We start from the raw sequence: 19,992 nt of genomic DNA, 5'->3' as shown, positions 1-19,992 counted from the left end.
GTAAAGAGCGTGTTGATTTTTCTGAGAAAATAGCTATAGCTCGTGCTATATTAAAAAAAGCAGGAATGTAATTATGGGATTTTTATTAGATAAGTGTAAACTTAAAAAGATGGATGACGAGATTCTTTCAATTTGCCATCCTTTTACTTGTGGAGATGAGGATTTGGATGATTTCTTTCTACACGATGCAATGCGTTATAAAGCAGAATTGCTTGGTAAAACTTATTGCTTTGTGCTGGATGATGATCCTAAAACCATTGTTTGTATGTTTACTTTGTCTAATGATAGTATTAGAGTAGATGTCATACCTAATAGTCGTGGTCGTAAACTGTCTCATGATATTCCTAGAGAGAAACGAATGCGTAGGTATCCTGCTGTACTTATAGGAAGGCTTGGAATTAATGTTGACTTTCGTCATCAAGGTATAGGGTCAGAATTATTGGATTTCATAAAATCTTGGTTTATTGATGAAGAAAATAAAACTGGATGTCGTTTTTTGATAGTTGATGCCTATAACTGTATGGTTCCATTGGATTTTTATCAAAAGAATGAATTCTTGTTTTTGTTTTCGACGGAACAGCAAGAAGCAGAGAATCTTGGTTATGACATGACCAAGTCGTTGCATACGCGCCTCATGTATTACGATTTGAAGAAGTTAACTTCAAATTGAAAAACGTATTAATACTATGCGCCATTTGTATTATCAGTAGTTTGACAAGACAGAGTCTTTTTCTGTCTAGAGTTTTAAGGTGTCCTTCCGATTTATGTGTTGAAGTGGAAGTATCATGCCTTGATGACAGAAGCACTTTTAGTTAAAGCTGCTTTAAAAATCGAAAAAGTCTAATTTCTTAAAATTCTCTGTATCCCCAGTAAACACTGGGGATGGAGTGCTATTGCCTTAGGGGATGGATGCTTACATAGTGATTGTAAATATATAGTAAAAATGAAATTAATTGCAGATATAGAAAAACTAGGTCAAGATAGGCCAGCAAAATTACTTGTAGATTCTATTGGAAAACTAATAGATGATGATACTCATGTCTATTATAATTTTCCCTTGTATAGAGGTGATTTACAGGAAGATTTGCGCCAAGTAGAAATTATGATGATTTCACGGCAATGTGGTGTCATCTATTTCAAATGTTTGAGTACTTTTAGAAGCCTTTCTAGGCAAGAAAAAGATTATCTTAATGACCTTTACGAGAATATTTATAGTAGATTGAGCAAGGATGCTCAATTTCGTAAAAATCGAAAGGAATTGAATGTTGGATTGTCTTCTGTAGTTGTAGTTTGTGATGGGTCTAGCACATTTGATACAACAGATTCTGAATTTATTTATGTTTCTCTTTCTCAGTTAGATAAATTGCTAAATGAAGTTAGACAGGAAACTCTTTCCCAAGAGATTTTTAAACATTTAATCACTTGTGTTGAAGGTACAAGAAAAGTCATTCAAAAGCGAAATAGAAATGTTGTAAAAGGCCTAAATGGTAAAAGAACTAAATCTGAAATTCTGAATGATATTCAAAATCAAGAGGCGACTTTTGACATAGAACAAAAGAAAACAGCTTTAGTTACAATTGAAGGACCACAACGCATTAGAGGTCTTGCTGGTTCTGGTAAAACAATAGTTTTAACCATGAAAGCAGCCTTGTATCATTTGCAAAATCCAGATGAAGAAATACTATATACTTATTATACAAAGTCGCTTTATGGACTTATACATGGACTCATTGATAGGTATTATAGGGATTTTTCTGATAATAGGGAGCCAAATTGGGATAAAATCCATATTCTTCATGGGTGGGGTGGTTCTGGTGTAAATGGTGTGTATTACCAAGCCTGTTTGGATAATGGAATATCACCAATTGCATTTAGTAGTGCTGTTGGTCATGGAATGCAGCCATTTGATTTTGTTTGTACACAAATGTTGAAAAACGAATTAAAGCCCAAGTACGATTTGAGTCTTATAGATGAAGGTCAGGATTTCCCAAAGTCTTTTTACAGATTGTGCTATATGTTGTCTGCGAATAAAAAAATAGTATGGGCTTACGATGATTTTCAAAATATATTTGATGTTAATTTACAAGACGAGAAAGAAACATTCGGAAAGGATGGCAATGGTAAGTATTATGTGGATTTCAATAAAATGACCAATCCATATAGGGATATTACTTTGCATGTATGTTATCGTAATCCACGTGTAGCTTTGATTTTTGCATTCTGTCTGGGATTGGGCATTTATAATGAACATGTTCTCCAGCGCTTGACGGATAATGATCATTGGAAAAGCTTAGGCTTTGTTGTAGAAAAAGGAGATTCTTCTGTAGGTTCAGAAATGATCATCTCTCGTCCCAAAGAAAACTCTCCGAGTTTTATGAATGAAGAGTATGGCTTTTCTGTAGAATTAATCAGGTGTAAATCTCTGGTTGATGAATGCGCTCATATATGTTCACTGATTGTGGATGATATTCATAAAGAAGGATTGAATCCTGAAGATATTTGTGTAATCTGCTTGGATGATAGAAATATCGGTACGTATTACAATAATTTATCGAATCTTTTGATAGAAAAGGGCATTCGTACATACAATTTGCTTCATTCTGCCTATACTACTACAAGTTTTATGCAAGAAGGATATGTTACGCTGGCAACTTTGAATAAAGCTAAGGGTAATGAGGCTGGTATGGTATATATCATGGGTGTAGATAAAATCTTTAATGATCGCAACAATGTTATCCTTAGAAATAGGTTGTTTACAGCTATTACTCGAACGAAAGGCTGGGTTGTCCTCTCTGGTGAGGATTCTATTAGCTATTGTAAGCAAGAAATGGATAAATTAAAAAAAGAAGGTTTGAAACTGCATTTTAGACAGCCTAGCGAAGAAAGTACTAAAACTATTTATGGAGGTAGTGCAAAAAGACAGAATCAGTTTAGTGATATTCAGCGAATTATTCAGGAATTACAAGATGAGGGTATGTCATTTGATGATATTATAAACCATGTCAAAGCAAAATAAATCAAGAGACGGTAAATTCGTAACCTCTATTCATGATGCAAGTATTGTATTGAAGAAACTTAATCTTTTGCGTGGCAAGAACCTGTCTTGGAGAAAGGCCTCCGAGGACTTCTTGAAAGTTTCTAAACAAGATGACTATAAGTTGATGTATGATACGGCTGTGAATCATATGGACTACAATCTTATATTGGAAGATGGTTCTATCTTTCAATTTGAGAAAGAAGCTAATGATGATTTGCGTTTTGCTTATATACAGACTCCATACAATTATATCTCTTTCTGTGATTTTTTACTTTCGTTCAATGATGAACAAGAGATTCCTACAGATTTAGACGACTTGCAGCAATTAAAAATTTTGTATGAGACTGATTATGAACAGATGTTAGCTGAGCAAGGATGTAATAGTAGAGTATCATACTTTAGATATGATGTTGATAGCGCAAGATATATGCCCAATATACATTCTTATGCGCATCTCCATGTTGGGATTGGTAATGATATAAGGATTCCTTGTGCCACCATACTGACGCCAGTAGCTTTTGTTGTCTTTGTTATCAAGCAAATTTATAAAGATTCTTGGGAGAGTTGTTTAAGAGATGACGCTAGAAAAGATATAGTTTTGCATTATGCTCAGGACAGAATACTGCTTGATGATGAAAAATGGAATGATATAGAAAGAAAGGAATTGGCATTAGTTTGAGAGGTATGTTATTAACCTATTATTAATGAATTTGTTGTTATGATTATAGCGATGGTGCGAGCAGAACATTCTTTAGACATAATAGTGACCAAATTACAGGAGATATTAGATTCTGGTATTGGATATAGCGATGTTGTTGGACAAATCTCATTTCCATTACTTATAGCTCTTTTCGCTTTTGCTTTTCCTTTTTTGTTTTCTGTAATAAATCATATCAACTCAAAGTATGAATCAAAGAGTATATCTGAGCTTTTTACAAAAAGTTTGTTTTACAGATTTTTTTGGTGGTTTTCAATTATAAACATCTTCTATATATTTGCTTTTGGCTTTCTTTCTTTGTACTTAAAAGGTATTCAAAGGAGGGTGTTGCTAGAGTATGGAACTTGGGGGCTCTTCTTGTAGTATTTTTGTATTCTCTAACAATTCTTTGTTTCGTGAAATTTGGAGTAAAGTACAATAAAGGTATTTGTTTGGTTAAGATAATAGAAGATAAGTATAGATGGCAAAATAGATATTATAAAATTCATAAACATCTGAAAGATTTTGCGAATTGGTTGATGATATTTAGACATAGGGGGCAGCAAGAATGGATTCGAATATATAAAGCAGGGAAGGCATATTCTGTTAGCTATGATAGCCGCAAAGCGAAGGAGTTGTATCTCAAACGTTTAATTGATTTGTGCAAATATTCTATTTTTCAACAAGATAAAGAATTATTTAGTACTATTATGCTCCGGGTTCAAGAGCTTACAAAGTGTGAAAAAGATAAAGATCTTTCATTTAGACGAGGACAACTTATGTCAACAGGTGCTGCCCATTATTTTACATGTAAATTTTATAAGACAATATTTGAGTACTATTCTTCGTGTTCAAATTTTACGTATTGTGAAAGCTATTTGGTATGGGGGTGTTTATCAGCGTATAGTAGATGTAAATTCCTATATGTTGTTGATATTGTTCAGATGACTCAATGTATGTTTTATTTGGCGAAAGGTGGAAAATATACCTTGATAAAAGAGTTGCTGGAAAAAACAGATTGGCATTTTCGTTCAATAATGGATATGCCTAAGGTGTTTTATGTAGAAGGTTATTTGCCTGATAATAGAGAAAAAATAGATAAACTTTCATTAGAAAACTGGAATGAGCTGAGTAATTACATGTTTCTTTTTTCCTCTTATTGTTTAAGAAATAAACATTACGATGTGTTAAGAGGGATATTGAGTAAAATACATTGGGCTGGTAGTATGTTTCCTTCAAATAAGTTCGATGTAATTTATCGTTATTTGATGTGTCTGAAAGAAGTACATGATGATGATAGGTTTGGTGTATTTTGGGGACATGAATTATGCGATGATTTGATAGTTGATAGGGCGTTGTTACGTGAATATTGTGCGTTTTTGATTTTAGTTTTTCATAGATGCTCTAGTGAATCTTATGGGAATATATCTATGGAACTTCTAAAAATGCTTGTAGATGAATATGTATATTTGGAGAGAAGTGTCCTGGATTTGCGGAAAGATGATGAGTTGTGTAAGTTATTTCCGGAAATCAATCAAACCGATTTTTCCGAAGTTTATAGGGAAGTGTTTAGTGATGCAGCTTTGGGGCGTGAGATATTAAGAAACACTTCTTCGGATATACGATGTGAGTCTCAATTTCCGACATTCATGCATTGGTATTTATCCGAGTCTATCTGCAAGATAGATAATAAAAGGAAAATGATAGACGATGAATTCTTTGCAGAGATACCCGACGAGAGCATAGTATATTTTAGAAGATCTTTGTTAGAAGCTAAAAAACATTTAGTACAACGACTTCCTCTTAAGGTTCAAGTGCCAGCCTCTTTGAATGCAGAAGACTATAAGATGATGACGGTTAATCCATGTCAATTCTTATTTGATAAACGTTATTTTCTAACTTGTGATTTAACAATATTGGGATATTTAAAGCCCATAGTTGATATTATGTATTGTCGAATTAATTACATGCTATTAAATGCAATCAAGGAGATGAAAATTAAGAATGTTAAAATTAAAATTGCTGATTTTCATAATTATCTTATAAAGATAACTAAAGGGCGATTTGAGGAATATATATTGTTGGATATTAATAGCCAATTCCAGGCATTTCTGAAATTGAAGCATAAAGGTTATCAAAATTTAGACTATTTTGGTATGAAATATGTACCTATTGAATCTATTGATAATCGGTATCTTGAAGATTTGCCAATAATGAACGATTTTTGTAATTCAATGTTGATTATGAAGAAAAGTGAATTGCCTGTTTTGATGGATAGATTAGATGATGTTGACGTTAAAATCAAAGATGAATCTTCTGTCAAGGATGGAAAGCTTGATATAAGGACTACATTTGATTATGGATATGAGTTATGGTATCGTAGAAATGTAAATGTCTTCCACATTCTTCCTCAAAGAACATTAGTATAATAAAAGGAAACTATCGGTGAAAGCCGTAATAAGAATCGTAGAGATAGAAAACTTCGTAACTCTTCTCTTTTAAAAAAATAAAAAGTAAAACAATGATACAATTCTATCCAAAATACAAACAATTCAAGGCTTTGGTGGATGCCAAGGACTATGAGAATGCCGTGAGAAGTGGGCTGGACTACCTGCGCTTCGTGGCTGATGAATACATCCGCTTGGAGGTGTATGCCTACCAAGAGTGCGATGGCGATGACTTTCTTACTTATGAAGTGGAGAAGGAGCTGGCGCAGATGCTGAGAGATGAAGCGACTCCTCTGGAATCTGTTGCCATGGCACAGAAAGAGATGGCGGAGATAGAGAAGATGGAGGCATACGTTGATTGCTGTCTTTGCTTCTTCGACCATATCCGTGAGGCTATCAACTTCCGATTGGCTGATGCTGATACTTATCTCGCTGATCTTGACAAGCAGATTAAGCATCATACTTACGAGTATAAGAGATTGGTGGATGATGAGTATTTTGACCAGTTGAGTTCTGTGTTCCGGTTTGAGGAGTTGGGTAAGTTGCTTATCAAGAAGATTGAGTATCTGAGGAGTCATGGAATAGAGAATGAAGTGTCTGGCATCATGGAGGAATACAAATTCGTGCCTGATATCTGTTCTTTCAAAATCAATGAATTGCTTGGAAAGGGATTGGAAGATGAGGCTGTGAAGGAGATAGACAAAACGATTGCTGCGTATGGCAACGATGGATATAATGCCACGGAGACTTGGCATCTGCAAAAGGTGGCAATCTTGGAGAAACGAAATGATAAGGCTGGTCTTATTGAGGAATACCGTAGGTTGTTCCGTCAGCATCTGGTGGATAAGAGAACTTACTTCGAGAAGTTGAAGGAGTTGGTTGCCAGGGAGGAGTGGGATGAGTTTGTGTTGAAGCTCTTTGGAGACATTCCGCATATTACGGATGATGATTGCATTCTGGTTTGTGATATGATCGTAGAGGAAAAGAAATTCTCATGCTTGATGAAAATATTGATGGATAATGTGATGTCATTCAGCAGAGTGCAACTATTCAAGAAGTATGCTCCTTATATGAGTGAGGAGGATCAAGCGACTTATACCAATCATGTAATCGAAGAATTACGGTTGCATCTGAGTTATGCCAAGTCGAAGAGCTATGGCTATATAGTGGATGACATCAAGGGCATGTACACCTGTTGTGAGGTTTCCAAGAAACTCATCTTGGATTTTGTGGAGGAAATAGAATATAACTATGGCAATCGACCTGCATTAATGAGATTGCTGAGGAGTTGATTTTGGGGTAATTTGCTGATAACTTGCAGATTTCTTGTGGTTTTCTTGGCGGTTTCGAGAAAAAAGCGTATTTTTGCGGCAAAGTTGAACGTTTAAAAAGGAGAAAATTATGAATATTGTTGCTTTAAGTAATAGGCTCGCAAGTAAGGTTCCTCATTGGCATGAACTCGAAAAGTTAAGTAAGGAAGATAAGATAGAGGTTATTGCTTTACTTTCCATGTCGATGGCAAATGCAGAGGAAATAAAAACACCAGCAGATAGAACTAAAGAAATGGTAGAACGTTGCTGTGGTTCTTGGGTTGGCGAACAGTCGGCAGAAGATATTATAGCAAATATCAACGAAAGTAAAATGTCAAAGTCAGAACCTGTCAAGTTTGGATGATATGAATTACTTGTTGGATACCAATATTTGTGTATATTTTATGAGGGGTAAACGAAATGTGGCTGCTAAAATTTCAGAAATTGGTCAAGAGCATTTCTTTATCTCTGAGATGACTTTGGGTGAATTACTTTATGGGGCTCAGTGTAGCGATAGACCTTCTGAGAACATTAGAGCTGTTCATGTGTTTTGCCAGTATGTAACAATATTGCCAATGGTAAATATTTGGAATGAATTTGCTGTTCAAAAGGCTTTTCTTCGTAAAAAAGGTCAACTTATTGAAGATGCTGACATAATTATCGGTACTACAGCTATCATAAATAATATGGTTATGGTTACAGAAAACGTTAAGCACATAGGAAGACTGAATGGTATTGTTGTTGAAAACTGGATGGAAAAATAAAAAATATATTATTGACGCTGTTTGCTGATTACATTTTGATAGTTGGAGGATAGATTATGGCAATAGATATAAAGGTTATTCCGACTCTTCATGGTGATGAAGCTATGCGCTTTATCAACAATGCAGATGAGGTTATGAAAAGTAAAGAGCGTGTTGATTTTTCTGAGAAAATAGCTATAGCTCGTGCTATATTTAAAAAAGCAGGAATGTAATCTATAGTGGGGACGCTGTATTGGTGATATACTTTCGAATCCCTCCGTCTCCCTTTAGATGACTTTTCTACCTCTCCGTCTCTCCTGCAAGGAGAGCTCCATATCTCTCACCAAGCCTCTCTCTTGCCCGAAGAGAGAGGATGTAACCGCCCTCCGGTGTTCGGAACCGCTACGCTTTATGGTTGTCGGACCATCAAAGGTCTGCGCCATGTTATGCGGGATGGGACCGCCTGGAGAAAGGTGGATAGGATTATTGAAGTGCTGGTTTTGTGCTAATTTGCTGCTAACTTGCAGATTTCTTGTGGTTTTCTTGGCAGTTTCGAGAAAAAGGTGTAACTTTGGCGGCAGAATGTTGAACTAGAATAAATAGGAGGAAGAATATATGGATACAACAAAGTTAACAAGGGAAGAGGCTCTACGCCGTTGGAATGCTTCTAAGGAAAACAAACGTAAAATGGTGGAGAAACTGGAGAACTTGGTTCGCAAAAGCTGTCTGGAACGTACTGGTAAAGAACCTATAGGGGTAGAAGTATGGTAGTAGAAAAGATGTCTTTGGCTGCGATTAATGCCAATTCGCCCTATGAGGTAAAAGTGGCTCTAGCTGATGATACATTGTCTTTCATCACAGATTATGATGAATAGATTTGTATAATAGTGCCAATTCTTCTCCAAAGTCTGTAGATTTTGCGTATATCACCATTACAGCGTAAGGTTTTAACACTTTAAGTATTTACCTTTGCATCCGTCTGCCTGTTAGCCATTTGGAGATTTCTGAGTCTCGCTTGTTGAGTAAGCGAGCGAAATCCTTTTGGGTGAGTCCTTTGGCTTTCAGAATCTCACTAATGCGCTCGGCTATACCGAAAGACAAATCGAACTCTGCCTTTTGCTCGGCAGGTATCGCAGCGAGGCAGTCACGGAATAATTTGTTCTGTATCATAACGCTTAAATTTCAAAGGTTGCACTTTCTATTTCTGTTTGGATTTTGTGGAAGAAATAGAATATAACTATGGCAATCGACCTGCTTTAATGAGATTGCAGAGAAGTTGATTTTGTGGTAATTTGCTGATAACTTGCGGCTGGTGCTGATTTTATCAAAAAGCCCCAACCTTATGCGAGGGGGCATAAGATTGGGGAGTGGAAATGAAAGTATAAAGAGAGTACGGAAATTTATATGTGGAAATGGATAGAGGAAAGCCATTCCTTGACATTAAAGCTAGGGCAGCTCTTGCGAACCCAGGGGAGGTCACGATGGCCTAGGATCTCGGCATCGGGATAGTCGAGGGCGAGACTGTAGAGGAGGTCTTCCAGAGATTCCTTCTGGGCTGGAGTGCGAGTATCGGCAGGCTTGCCTTTCTCGTCGAGACCACCCTCGTAGCAGATTCCGATGCTGTGGGCGTTGTAGTGGCGGGCGTGAGCCCCCACCTCGGTTTCTGGACGGCAGGGATAGACCATTCCATCCTTCGTAATGTAATAGTGGTAACCGATGGAGTGGAAACCACGTGCCTTGTGGCAGGCTTCCAAGGCTTCTACTGGGAAGTCCTGGTTTACACGTGTGGCACTGCAATGTACCACGATCAGATCTATTTTTCTTTGATTCTTCATTTTTCTTTGGATTATTAAGAATTAATGTTTAATTTTGAACACGAATCTCTCGAATGACACGAATATGTCCTTTGAACAGATATGATTCGTTCGATTCGTGTAATTCGTGTTCAGACGCTATCATTTGCAGCTCTGCATGCAGAAGGTGCTGAGGACGGCGGTGAGGACAGTGATGACGAAATTGATGACGGATTTCCAGTTTATTTTCATGATGATTAGTGATTAATGATTAATAATTCGTGTGGGAGACAAAAGGAAGCGGACAGGATGAGCAAGTATCCGTTCAGGGCGATGATTTGACAATGTTGAGTGATGAACTCATTCCTGATGTGCCCTCGGATTACTCCGGACTGCATCCTGCCGATGCGCTTCTTCTTGTTTCAGATGCCAGGAGGCTAGGACTACTAGAAGTTTACATTATCGCCTCCAGTAGTTCCACTACCGCCCTGGTCGGTGTTGTCGCCTCCTGTGGTTCCGCTACCACCTTGGCTGGTGTTGTCGCCACCCGTGGTTCCGCTACCACCCTGATCGGTGTTTTCGCCACCCGTGGTTCCCTTGTCGGTATCCGGGGTGGTGCCATCCCCTAACAGAGCAGTGGCCTTCTTCAGCGTAGCATCGAGGTTGATGGTCTTGGCGCTGAACTCACCGGTGCCACGAGCACGGAGACGGAAGCCGTCGATGTTCTTGGCGATGGTGAACTCCTTCTCCGAGGCAGCTCCCTCCTTGTTGCGGATGCCGATGGAGAAGATGGCGAGGTCGTCGATCTTCACAGCGATACCCTGCAAGGTGAGTTCCTTGATGCACGATACCATATCGGTAATCATGCCCTTGATAGCTCCCTTGGAGAAAGGAGTGTTGTGGCTAGCCATGTGTCCGGCCAGGCCGTCGATGTCTACCGTCTGAGTGATGACTGGATAGGCGTAGTACTTGCCGTATGCCTCTGGCATCTTGGCGTTCTGATTTAGTTTTAGTACGTAAAGCAACATAGTTTTTAAATGTTAATGGTTAATGTTCTTCTTTCTGAATCACAATGCAAAGATACAACATTTCTCATTCCCAACTCACCGATGCTCAATGTTGCTCCACGATACTCAACGATTATCACTGATAAATATCAGGGTTCTCCCAAATGGAAGAAAATATAGGATACTTGCAGGGGATTGAACTCCTTGCTGTTCTTGGTGTATCCACTCTTCAGCAACTGCTCATAGAGCTGGGTGCATCTTACTATCCATCTCATCAGATGGGCTCTTGCTACGTCCGGGTCGGAATCCGGAAAATAGAGCAGGGCTAACTCCTGCTTGGTGTAACTTCGTAAATCCATAGACTTTATTATTAATGTTGAATGTTGAATTTTGAACACGAATCTCTCGAATCTAACGAATCTTTCGTCTTCAAGCAACTTATTCGTGTAATTCGTGTAATTCGTGTTCCGAAAAAACAATAAGAAATTTGCGTGTAGAGAAATATCTATTAGGGTTATGATCCATAAGTATGATACTTACGGGTCGTAACCATGATACTTAGCTATCGTAACTATCTTGTTTACGCCAGGGGGTAACTAGGGTGAGTAGGAAATCGCTTTTTCTAGGAGTCTATATATATACTGTATCTTTCCTATAGTAAACGAACCTTTACATAAGGAAAGTCTTAGAAAGTACCCTCCCCTTACTTACCCTACCCACCCCTAGAAGGGCAGGTCGGGGTCGGTATCCTGCTGGGAATAGTCGCCCTCTGCCTCCATCGCCAGGTGTACTTGCTGTGCCTTGATCATGTCGCCGTCACGCTCTATCACGAGATAGCCCCAGCAGTGGTTCACCCTCACCTTGCGGAATCCCAGCTCGCAGAAAGCCCTGCCCACATATACGGCACTGAGCTTCTGGCTAATGCCCGCTCCGATAATCTGAAGGGCACGGCTGGCGGTCATGAATATACCATGCTGCTCCTCGGTGGGATGGGCGAAGTAGAGCGCAACGAGTTCCCGCTCCAGACGGGGTGCCTCAAACTTGTGGTTGTGAAGGTTGAGCTCGATGATCTCTTGCTGCGTAAACCAATATCTGAAGCCTGAGCGCAGCAGATGCAACGCCTGGGCATAGATGTGGGGATAGTCGAAGGGATGCTCACGGGGCGACTGGATGCTCTCTACCTCGAAGGGCAGCCAGCGACGATTGCCCGTAGGATCGGAGAGGAACTGAACGTTGTTGCCTGTGGCGGCAAACGAGGCTATATGGGGGCGATGCTCTGCGTAATGGGCGTAGGCTGCACGCTCGTCGATGGTGAGCATGGTGACGGCAGCCTTCAGCTGGTTCAGCTCTGAGGGCTTCATCGTGTCCAGTTCCTCGCAGAGCATCAGACCGTAGGTGGCGAGTACCAGCAGGTCGTCCTTGGAGAGGCGGCTGGCGTTGGTCTTGGTGTAGAAATACTGGCGCAATTCGGGCGGCAATACCATAGCTATCCAAGTGCTCTTGCCGGAGCCCTGTGCGCCTATCAATACGATGATCACATTGTTTACCACGTCGTCGAGCGTCCATCCAGCCAGCATCCCCACGAGCCACTTGCGCAGGTAGCAGGTCCATAGCTTCTGTTGCTCCTCGCCACCCTTGATGGTCACGCTGTCGGCAAGCTGCTGTATGTAGTCGGTGTCGCCCTCGTGCCATTCGGGAAGGCTACCCAGATAGTCGATGAACGGATTGAACGGCTGCACATAGTTGCTCTCGATGACACGGAAGAAGTCTTGCACCGCGGCACGGTTTGTCTTCGACATCTCGCTCCACAGGGTGTTGACCGCACGGTCGTTGATGATCTGCCAAAGTCTGGGGGCAGAAGAATCCTCGCCCTTTCCTTCGCCTTCTACCTTCATGCGATACTCCACCCTCATGGTAATCTGGTTGTACCTCAGTTCCACGTGCTCGCCCAGAAACTTGATGATGTCGTTCACGGAAGCCGACTTGCCCGCCTCATGGCGACGATTTTGCAGCTCGTGCTTGCGCTTGCCGTGCTCCTCAGTCTGACGGTAGCAACTGTCCACGGCAGCCTTCGGACGCTCGTAGTCGGGAAACTCCTGGCGAATGAACTCCAGGGCGGCATCGGCGGAGAAACCGAAGGCATTGAGCTTGTAGGCGAGGCACGATACATACTCGTTCTTGCTGCCCGCCACATAAGTCTTCTTCTCATGCTCCAGTTCCTTGGCAAGCTTGTCGTTGTAGAGGCGGTCAATCTTCTTCACCTCCCGTCGCAATCGAGCCGTGGCATTGTCCTGCAAGGTCTTCTCCTGCTGTCGTGCCACCAGCCAGTCGTAGCTGAAAGGTTCAGCATCGGGTCGGAAGAAGGCTTCAGGGTCGTAGGCGGCACCCATCAGTCTGCCCAGGTTGCAGCAATGCTCGTCGTACTCCACGCCCAGCAGGTCGGAGAAATACTGGTTGCCATGGCGGAAGGCTGTGGGATAGAACTTCATCTGCTCCTCCAGCGTCATGCCCGGCTTCATCTCGTAGCGATAGAGAACGCGCAGTCCCTCACCCGAAGCGGTGATGTGGAAGAACAAAGTGTGACTGTCCTCTCTCAGCTTGGCGCAGAGTTCGGCTAGTTTCTCCTTCGGCACGTGGTCGAAGTCAGAAAATCCGACGCCCGTCACCTCGATGATGTCCTTCTTCGCCTTGCCACCCTGGAAGACGCAGGTCACGGAGAAGCAGTAGCACTGGCTCTTGTACTCCCTCTGGTGCGTGATGCGGTAACGCTTCGTCAGTTCGGCGAGCTGCTTGTCGCCCCTGATGATGTCCACCATTTGCTGGAACTTGATGACAGCAGGCACGGTAGATTGGTAGCCATTGAAAATGTTGATGTTCATAATTACATTTCCTTTGTTTAGTTAATATAAAACATTGTTAGTTGTTTTCACGAATTCATCGTTGTTTTTGTCTAACGCTGGCAAAATTATAAAAAGTCGGTGATATTTCATCGCATTTGTTTCCTAGCTAGGGAACGAGTTTTTAACATAAATAACGTTTGAATTCATGAGCAGCCAGAAAGATTATGTTCCAGTCCAGCTCATCATCAAGATTGGTGATCGCCTGTTGGCAGTGGATGGCTTAGGTCATCAAGTGTATAGTGCAAGATATTTAGAGAAGAATCATCTCAGCAGCAGGGCGCAGTGTCATTTTCGTCACCACGAGTCGGTGTCAGTGATGCAGCTGTACGCCGCCATCCGCATCCTTCTCCTCAACACCTCTTCTGTCTGGGACCGCATTCTTCAGATGTGCCGCATACTGGATATATTGGAGCAATGCTTCTGCGACTGTTATTCCGGTGTCACCCTCCATCCCTTTGACGGTGGCATGGAGAAGAGCGTCCGCGACAAGATGCTCTCCGTGGCGGGCTACGACTTCGGGGCCGTGATAAGCGATGTGGGGGAGTGGAAAAGGAGGGGGTGAGAAATTTGAAAGCAAACTTTCATTGCGCTCATTTGCAAAATCTTTAGCCAAAGGGAGCTCTACATCCCACCCAAGCCTTCCCTTCACTGAAGGGAAGGATGTAACCGCCCTCCGGTGCTCGGAACCGCTGCGCTATAAGGTTGTCGGACCATCAAAGGTCTGCGCCATGTTGTGCGGGATGGGACCGCCTGGGGAATAGCAGTTTATAGTTTACTGTTAATAGTTCACTGTTGATTTTGTAGTAATTGGCTGATAACTTGCAGATTTCTTGTGGTTTTCTTGGTGGTTTCGAGGAAAAAGCGTATATTTGCAATTCAATTTTAAGGATTATATATATGGCTAGACTGATCATAAGAAATATAGGACCTATCAAGAATGTGGATATTGAACTGAATAAGGTCAATGTCTTCATCGGGGAGCAAAGTAGCGGAAAGAGTACAATCGCTAAGATTATAAGCTTCTGCTCATGGCTGGAAAAAACTGTAAATAAGGATAATGTGTTCTTTGGTGAGGGCAAAGAGGCATATCGGCGTTTACAGACTTATCATCATATTCAGTCATATTTTCGTGAGGATTCTGTTATCTGCTATCTTGGCGAGAACCTCGTTTATGCCTATAATTGGCCAGCTGAAGAGCAGATTCCGTATCCTGGATGGGATTTTTTAAATAGCGAGCATTTCTCTGTAAAGGAGGTGTTTTTGTTCCCTTCTTCTAAAGTGGTTAATCCTAAGGTTATCTATATTCCTGCAGAACGCAATTTCGTTTCAGTGGTTCCTAATCTGCAAAAGTATGCTGAGAATGACGATAACTTGATGGATTTCCTGCTAAGTTGGCAGGAAGCAAGGAAAAAGTATCCTACTTCTCATAAACTCGCTCTTCTCAATTTAGGCATGGACTTCTACTCTCAAGATGGTGTCTCTAATATGGTGTCTCTTCCACAAGGTGGGGTGGTTGCCTTGGAGGCTGCATCAAGTGGATTGCAGAGTATCGTTCCTTTGCTCACTCTGATAGACTGGTTGGCGAAGGGCATCTATCAGGAGAATAAACCTTATTCTTTCGAGGAAATCGAGAAAATCAGACATTTGCTTGATGAGGTAGGAAAGGATTTGTCTCTTAGCGACAATGATAGCTTGAAGGAACGGTTGGCTCGTATTGTGAGTGGTAAGATTTATACGCATACGCAGTTTGTTATAGAAGAGCCGGAACAGAATTTGTTCCCTACAACCCAGCGTGATTTGGTGTATTACTTGCTGAAGGCCATCAATCATGGAAGAAAACATCGCTTGGTGGTTACTACTCATAGTCCTTATATTCTTCATGCTTTCAACAATAGCATGATATTAGGACAGGTACAGACCGAGTTGCCTGAAGATTTTAAAGAGAAGTTGGATTGCAAGGATGCTGCAATTTTGCCGGAGTTTGTGAGTGTTTGGCAGATTTCTGATGGCAGTCTTATTGATATTAAGGATGGTAGGACGAATACAATTGGTAAGCATTATTTCAATGATGTGATGAATGACATATTGGATGATTATTATCTGATGGTGCCTTATCTTAAAATTGCAAAATCATGATAAAGAAGCTATTGGATGTGTTATCCGAACACAAGGATTACCTTGAAACGCTTCAGGGTAAAGTGCTATATGTAGCAGATTGGAAGGATGAAAACAATGGTGGTATTTCTTTTACCGATTATGATGTAAAAAGAGCTACAGTAAGGTTGTTGAATCCTAATATGCTATCTGTATGCTGTGATAAGTTCCCGGAAAATGCTTTACCAATAAAGAAAGGGCGCTTTTCACAGCAATGTGAGTGTGTCTTGTTTCCTCATGAAGAAGCTGATGTTGTTGATAACTGGCTGTTGTTTATAGAAACAAAGTATGCAAAAGATGAGATAAAGGCTCGTGATGAAAGGAATAACTATCCTCAAAAGATGGTTGGTCAGATAGAGGCAACTGTTGAGTATTTCAGGAACAAAGGAATTTTGGAAGAAAATAAAGTTGTATATGCAATAGTTTCTTTTCCTATGCTGGATAATTATAATGCTTGGTTTGATCAAAATTTGATTCACGAAGCATTGGCTAAACATCGAATCATCGTAAGAGCAACCAATCAGGCCAAAATATTGAGTAAACAGGTTATTCAACTTTAGGGGGTATGGGTGTGTTTGCTGATGTAATCCCTGAAGGTGCACAAGAAGCAATCCGTCGTATGATGGAACGCTCAAAAAATGTAAAGATTAAACTTCCTCTTTAATACCTAATATCTGAGAAACACAAAAGAATAAGACTTTAGATTTTTAATTATATACGATAAGATGGGTTGAGCTTTGAATAAAAGCTCGGCTCATCTTGTTGGCTATTGTCTTCTCATATAATTTCTTTTGATGAAGAAAATCAAGCTGTTTGATTATCAGCAGAGGATGCTGGAGGATATCATCAACGTGCTGACCACCGCTTCTACCAGTACATTCTATAATGAGAATGGGAAGAAGGAGAAGGTAGGCAGTTCGGTGATGGTGCAGATGCCGACAGGTACGGGAAAGACCTATGTGATGGCGGCTGTGGTGAAATGGTTTCTTGATAACCATGACACGGGCGAAGTGTGGATTGTAGCGCACCGCCGTGAACTGGTGGAGCAGATGCAGCAGACGCTCGACAGATTCTGCCTGGACTATGGGGAGAAGGAAATGGAGCTGAAAGCGAAAGTAAGGATAAGGGTGCTCTCCATTCAATGGTTGAACAGACATGTCGAAGAACTGGAAGGGGCGGAGTGTACGCCAGGACTCATCGTTGTGGATGAGGCGCACCACGCCATAGCAACCTCCTATCAAGACTTGTTTGACAGGAACAGAAAGGCTCTGAAACTCGGTATGACGGCCACTCCATGCCGCATGAACAAGAAATCCTTTGGCAGACTGTTTGGGATGTTGCTGAAATCTCCATGTACCAACGACTTCATCCTGCGTGGGTATCTGGCACCTTACGACTATGTGGTGATCGGCAAGTACTCCAACGATCAGATGACCGTAAACCTGCTGAAAGGACGAGGCAGCGATGGCGACTATGCCATCAAGGAGATGGATGAGAAACTGAACATTCCGCAGACCATCCAACGCCTCTACGACAGCGTGAAGAAATACGCGGACGGCAAGAAGGGTATCGTATATGCCATTGACATCGACCATGCCCAGGCGATAGCCGCCTGTTACAATGCCCTCGGACTGAAAAGCGTGGCACTGGACAGCAAGACGCCTGCCAAGAAACGCCAGGAAATGGTGGAGGCTTTCAGACGCAGCGAGATAGACTGTCTGGTGAACGTGAACCTCTTCGACGAGGGTTTTGACTGTCCTGACGTGGAGTTTATCCAGATGGCCCGTCCTACGCTGTCGCTAGCCAAGTATCTGCAGATGGTGGGGCGTGGGTTGCGCATCAACCATGAGAACAAGGATAAGGTGTGCATGATTATCGACAACGTAGGTAACTATCGTAAGTTCGGCTTGCCCGACAAGCCTCGTAACTGGGAGAGCATGTTTGCTGGTTTGAGGGCTGGCAAGGGTATCATTCCAACCTATGTGAAGAAGATACAGAACATCATTGCCGTGAATGATGAGATGGTAACGGTGAAGAAGGCAAATACGGCAAGGAAGAAAATGACAGCTAAACAACTGAAGGAATATCTGAAGAATGTAGAACCTTTCCAGCAGGATGGAAGATGGGGACTGAGGGTGATGAACGACATCATCGTGAAACCCATTTATGCGCATATCTCTAACTTCCGAGGTGATTATGCCCAATGCAGGATAGGCATACAGAAATGTTTGTATGGACTATTGGACAGGAGGGGCAATATTATCCTGCCTCCGGAATATAAATACATATACGGGTGGAATGAACATGCGGTTGAAGTTAAAGGTAACGATGGTTACAGCAGGACCATAGAATTGTAGTGACCTGGTATAAAAGGTACAAAATCGTTCAAAAAGGAGTACTTTTCATCATTTTGATAGCTATATGGGCTTTAGGGTTTGGTAATTTCTGGAAAATGTTGTAATTTTGCAGCATCATCTTATAATTGTCAACTAACAAATTAAAAAATAATGAAGAAGAAATTATCAACAGTACTCCTGGCTTTGGCTGCTTTCATGCCAATGACAGCACAGAATTTAGTAAAGGGTGATTATGGTTATCTCTATTGTCACATGAGTGATAAGGGAGAGTGGACCGCGTATGCAGTATCTCGTGATGGCTACAACTATCAGGACATTAATGATGGAAAACCTATCTTCGATCCTGCAGAGCATGCGCGTATCGAAGGAGGAACCCGCGACGCCTATATCACCCGTACCCATAATGGAAAGGGATATATTATGGTGACCACGGATATGTGTGTGGCAAAAAGCCATAAGTGGGATAACTATGGTATCGATCTCTTGAAGAGTGATGATCTCATTCACTGGACCAGTGTAACTTTCGATTACCGTAAGGGTATGCAGAATTTCTGCGATGCAGCTACCGCTCAGTCTCCTTACAAGGATTGGAGTACCATCAACCGTGTCTGGGCTCCTCAGATTTTCTGGGATCCTGACTATCGTTGGCAAAATGGTGAGAAGGGTGGATACATGATCTATTATTCTATGCTTAATCGTGCGGAGGAAAAATATGATCGGATGTATTATAGCTATGCAGACAAGTCTTTCACCAAGATTACTACCCCAAAGCTTCTCTTCGATTGGGGATATGCTACCATTGATGCTGACATCAACTTCTTGAAGAGCGATGGTCTTTACCACATGCTTATCAAGAAGGAAGGTGGAAAACCTGGTATCTATACTGCTACCAGCAAGTACTTGAACCACGGATGGGGCGAACCGGTAGAGAACGACTACGTAAGTTTCGAAGGCAAGAAGAATTGCGAAGGTAGCTCTGCCTTCCAGTTGATGGGCGATGATACCTGGCGTGTAGCTTATATCCAGTATAGCGATCATCCTAAGCACTATCGTATCTGCAAGGCAGATAAGTATCTCCGCAATTTCTCAGATCCTGTTGATATCAAGGGCGTAACGGGTCCTCAGCATGGTAGCTTTATGCGAATTACCAAGAAAGAGTATCAGCGACTCCTGAAATGGGACAAGGAGTTGAAGGCAAATCATTGATAGATAAAATAACTTCCACCGCTGCTCTTGCAATATATGTGCCTATATATAATAAGGAGAAAGATCTGTTTTTGAGCTTTATTGTGTTTATGAATGTTAAATTCTAAAGAAAAATGCAACTTTCTTCTCGAAAAATTTGGTGGAATGGAAAATAGTTAGTACTTTTGCACTCGCTTTTGAGAAATCAAGTATTACTCTAAGCAAATAAAGAAAGAGTTCTTTGAAAGATTTTACATAAACAGACAAGTAGTACAAGAAGCGGTTTTAGATTACACCTTATTATATAGGGAGTATGAAGAAACTGGGTAAAAGAAACGAACCGTCAAGTAATTGACAAGTCA

21 protein-coding genes are annotated in these 19,992 nt (G+C 41.3%); 15 read left to right on the top strand and 6 right to left on the bottom strand.

Features of this window, described 5'->3' with window-relative positions:
• Positions 1 to 109 precede the first annotated feature (109 nt).
• From DXD25_RS00100 to DXD25_RS00060, 10 genes are all read left to right on the top strand, one after another.
• Positions 110 to 670 (top strand): GNAT family N-acetyltransferase, encoded by a 561-nt coding sequence (locus DXD25_RS00100; RefSeq protein WP_233522143.1) that lies wholly within the window; start codon positions 110 to 112, stop codon positions 668 to 670.
• Between the two features lie 273 nt (positions 671 to 943).
• Positions 944 to 3,016 (top strand): DEAD/DEAH box helicase, encoded by a 2,073-nt coding sequence (locus DXD25_RS00095; RefSeq protein ID WP_117661223.1) that lies wholly within the window; start codon positions 944 to 946, stop codon positions 3,014 to 3,016.
• Positions 3,000 to 3,716: a DUF2290 domain-containing protein gene (locus DXD25_RS00090; protein ID WP_117661222.1), complete on the top strand. Its 717-nt coding sequence runs from the start codon at positions 3,000 to 3,002 to the stop codon at positions 3,714 to 3,716. The genes DXD25_RS00095 and DXD25_RS00090 overlap by 17 nt, the downstream gene beginning before the upstream one ends.
• Before the next feature lie 39 nt (positions 3,717 to 3,755).
• A complete protein-coding gene (locus tag DXD25_RS00085) occupies positions 3,756 to 4,118 on the top strand; it encodes a hypothetical protein (RefSeq protein ID WP_117661221.1) in 363 nt (120 codons plus the stop codon).
• A gap of 68 nt (positions 4,119 to 4,186) precedes the next feature.
• Positions 4,187 to 6,163, top strand: a complete 1,977-nt coding sequence (locus DXD25_RS00080; protein ID WP_147327807.1) for a hypothetical protein — start codon at positions 4,187 to 4,189, stop codon at positions 6,161 to 6,163.
• 92 nt (positions 6,164 to 6,255) lie between these two features.
• Entirely contained in the window at positions 6,256 to 7,473 is a 1,218-nt protein-coding gene (locus DXD25_RS00075; RefSeq protein WP_117661219.1) for a hypothetical protein, read from the top strand.
• A 109-nt stretch (positions 7,474 to 7,582) separates the two neighbouring features.
• Positions 7,583 to 7,855 (top strand): hypothetical protein, encoded by a 273-nt coding sequence (locus DXD25_RS00070; RefSeq protein ID WP_117661218.1) that lies wholly within the window; start codon positions 7,583 to 7,585, stop codon positions 7,853 to 7,855.
• A gap of 1 nt (position 7,856) precedes the next feature.
• Positions 7,857 to 8,255: a type II toxin-antitoxin system VapC family toxin gene (locus DXD25_RS00065; RefSeq protein ID WP_117661217.1), complete on the top strand. Its 399-nt coding sequence runs from the start codon at positions 7,857 to 7,859 to the stop codon at positions 8,253 to 8,255.
• A gap of 56 nt (positions 8,256 to 8,311) precedes the next feature.
• Positions 8,312 to 8,467: a hypothetical protein gene (locus DXD25_RS16885; RefSeq protein WP_187360406.1), complete on the top strand. Its 156-nt coding sequence runs from the start codon at positions 8,312 to 8,314 to the stop codon at positions 8,465 to 8,467.
• A gap of 382 nt (positions 8,468 to 8,849) precedes the next feature.
• Positions 8,850 to 9,005 (top strand): protein tyrosine phosphatase, encoded by a 156-nt coding sequence (locus DXD25_RS00060; RefSeq protein ID WP_117661216.1) that lies wholly within the window; start codon positions 8,850 to 8,852, stop codon positions 9,003 to 9,005.
• A 192-nt stretch (positions 9,006 to 9,197) separates the two neighbouring features.
• Here the strand turns inward: DXD25_RS00060 and DXD25_RS00055 are convergent, their stop codons facing one another.
• From DXD25_RS00055 to DXD25_RS00035, 6 genes are all read right to left on the bottom strand, one after another.
• Positions 9,198 to 9,404 (bottom strand): helix-turn-helix transcriptional regulator, encoded by a 207-nt coding sequence (locus tag DXD25_RS00055; protein WP_117661215.1) that lies wholly within the window; start codon positions 9,402 to 9,404, stop codon positions 9,198 to 9,200.
• 230 nt (positions 9,405 to 9,634) lie between these two features.
• Positions 9,635 to 10,069 carry an N-acetylmuramoyl-L-alanine amidase gene (locus DXD25_RS00050; RefSeq protein ID WP_117661214.1) on the bottom strand — a complete coding sequence of 145 codons (435 nt, stop codon included), beginning with the start codon at positions 10,067 to 10,069 and terminating at the stop codon, positions 9,635 to 9,637.
• 120 nt (positions 10,070 to 10,189) lie between these two features.
• Complete coding sequence (locus tag DXD25_RS17495; protein ID WP_158556261.1) at positions 10,190 to 10,279, bottom strand: smalltalk protein; 90 nt, start codon at positions 10,277 to 10,279, stop codon at positions 10,190 to 10,192.
• Positions 10,280 to 10,473: 194 nt separating this feature from the next.
• The gene (locus tag DXD25_RS00045) at positions 10,474 to 11,055 is read right to left on the bottom strand and encodes a DNA-binding protein (RefSeq protein ID WP_117661213.1); all 582 of its coding nucleotides are present in this window, start codon (positions 11,053 to 11,055) and stop codon (positions 10,474 to 10,476) included.
• Positions 11,056 to 11,183: 128 nt separating this feature from the next.
• Positions 11,184 to 11,393 carry a DUF4248 domain-containing protein gene (locus DXD25_RS00040; RefSeq protein WP_117661212.1) on the bottom strand — a complete coding sequence of 70 codons (210 nt, stop codon included), beginning with the start codon at positions 11,391 to 11,393 and terminating at the stop codon, positions 11,184 to 11,186.
• Positions 11,394 to 11,756: 363 nt separating this feature from the next.
• The gene (locus tag DXD25_RS00035) at positions 11,757 to 13,913 is read right to left on the bottom strand and encodes a BT4734/BF3469 family protein (protein ID WP_117661211.1); all 2,157 of its coding nucleotides are present in this window, start codon (positions 13,911 to 13,913) and stop codon (positions 11,757 to 11,759) included.
• A gap of 166 nt (positions 13,914 to 14,079) precedes the next feature.
• Between DXD25_RS00035 and DXD25_RS00030 the strand changes: the two genes are divergently transcribed.
• From DXD25_RS00030 to DXD25_RS00010, 5 genes are all read left to right on the top strand, one after another.
• Positions 14,080 to 14,496: a hypothetical protein gene (locus DXD25_RS00030; protein WP_117661210.1), complete on the top strand. Its 417-nt coding sequence runs from the start codon at positions 14,080 to 14,082 to the stop codon at positions 14,494 to 14,496.
• Between the two features lie 335 nt (positions 14,497 to 14,831).
• Positions 14,832 to 16,070 carry an AAA family ATPase gene (locus DXD25_RS00025; RefSeq protein ID WP_117661209.1) on the top strand — a complete coding sequence of 413 codons (1,239 nt, stop codon included), beginning with the start codon at positions 14,832 to 14,834 and terminating at the stop codon, positions 16,068 to 16,070.
• On the top strand, positions 16,067 to 16,648 hold the full coding sequence (locus tag DXD25_RS00020) for a hypothetical protein (RefSeq protein WP_117661208.1): 582 nt from the start codon (positions 16,067 to 16,069) through the stop codon (positions 16,646 to 16,648). Before DXD25_RS00025 ends, DXD25_RS00020 begins: the two co-directional genes overlap by 4 nt.
• Positions 16,649 to 16,882: 234 nt before the next feature.
• The gene (locus DXD25_RS00015; protein WP_117661207.1) at positions 16,883 to 18,445 is read left to right on the top strand and encodes a DEAD/DEAH box helicase family protein; all 1,563 of its coding nucleotides are present in this window, start codon (positions 16,883 to 16,885) and stop codon (positions 18,443 to 18,445) included.
• 150 nt (positions 18,446 to 18,595) lie between these two features.
• Entirely contained in the window at positions 18,596 to 19,651 is a 1,056-nt protein-coding gene (locus DXD25_RS00010; RefSeq protein ID WP_117661206.1) for a glycoside hydrolase family 43 protein, read from the top strand.
• Positions 19,652 to 19,992 lie beyond the last annotated feature (341 nt).

Source organism: Prevotella sp. TF12-30 (assembly GCF_003436715.1).
Taxonomy (GTDB): Bacteria; Bacteroidota; Bacteroidia; order Bacteroidales; family Bacteroidaceae; genus Prevotella; species Prevotella copri_A.
Note: the sequence above shows the minus strand (reverse complement) of the source record. Positions and strands in the feature narration are given on the sequence as shown.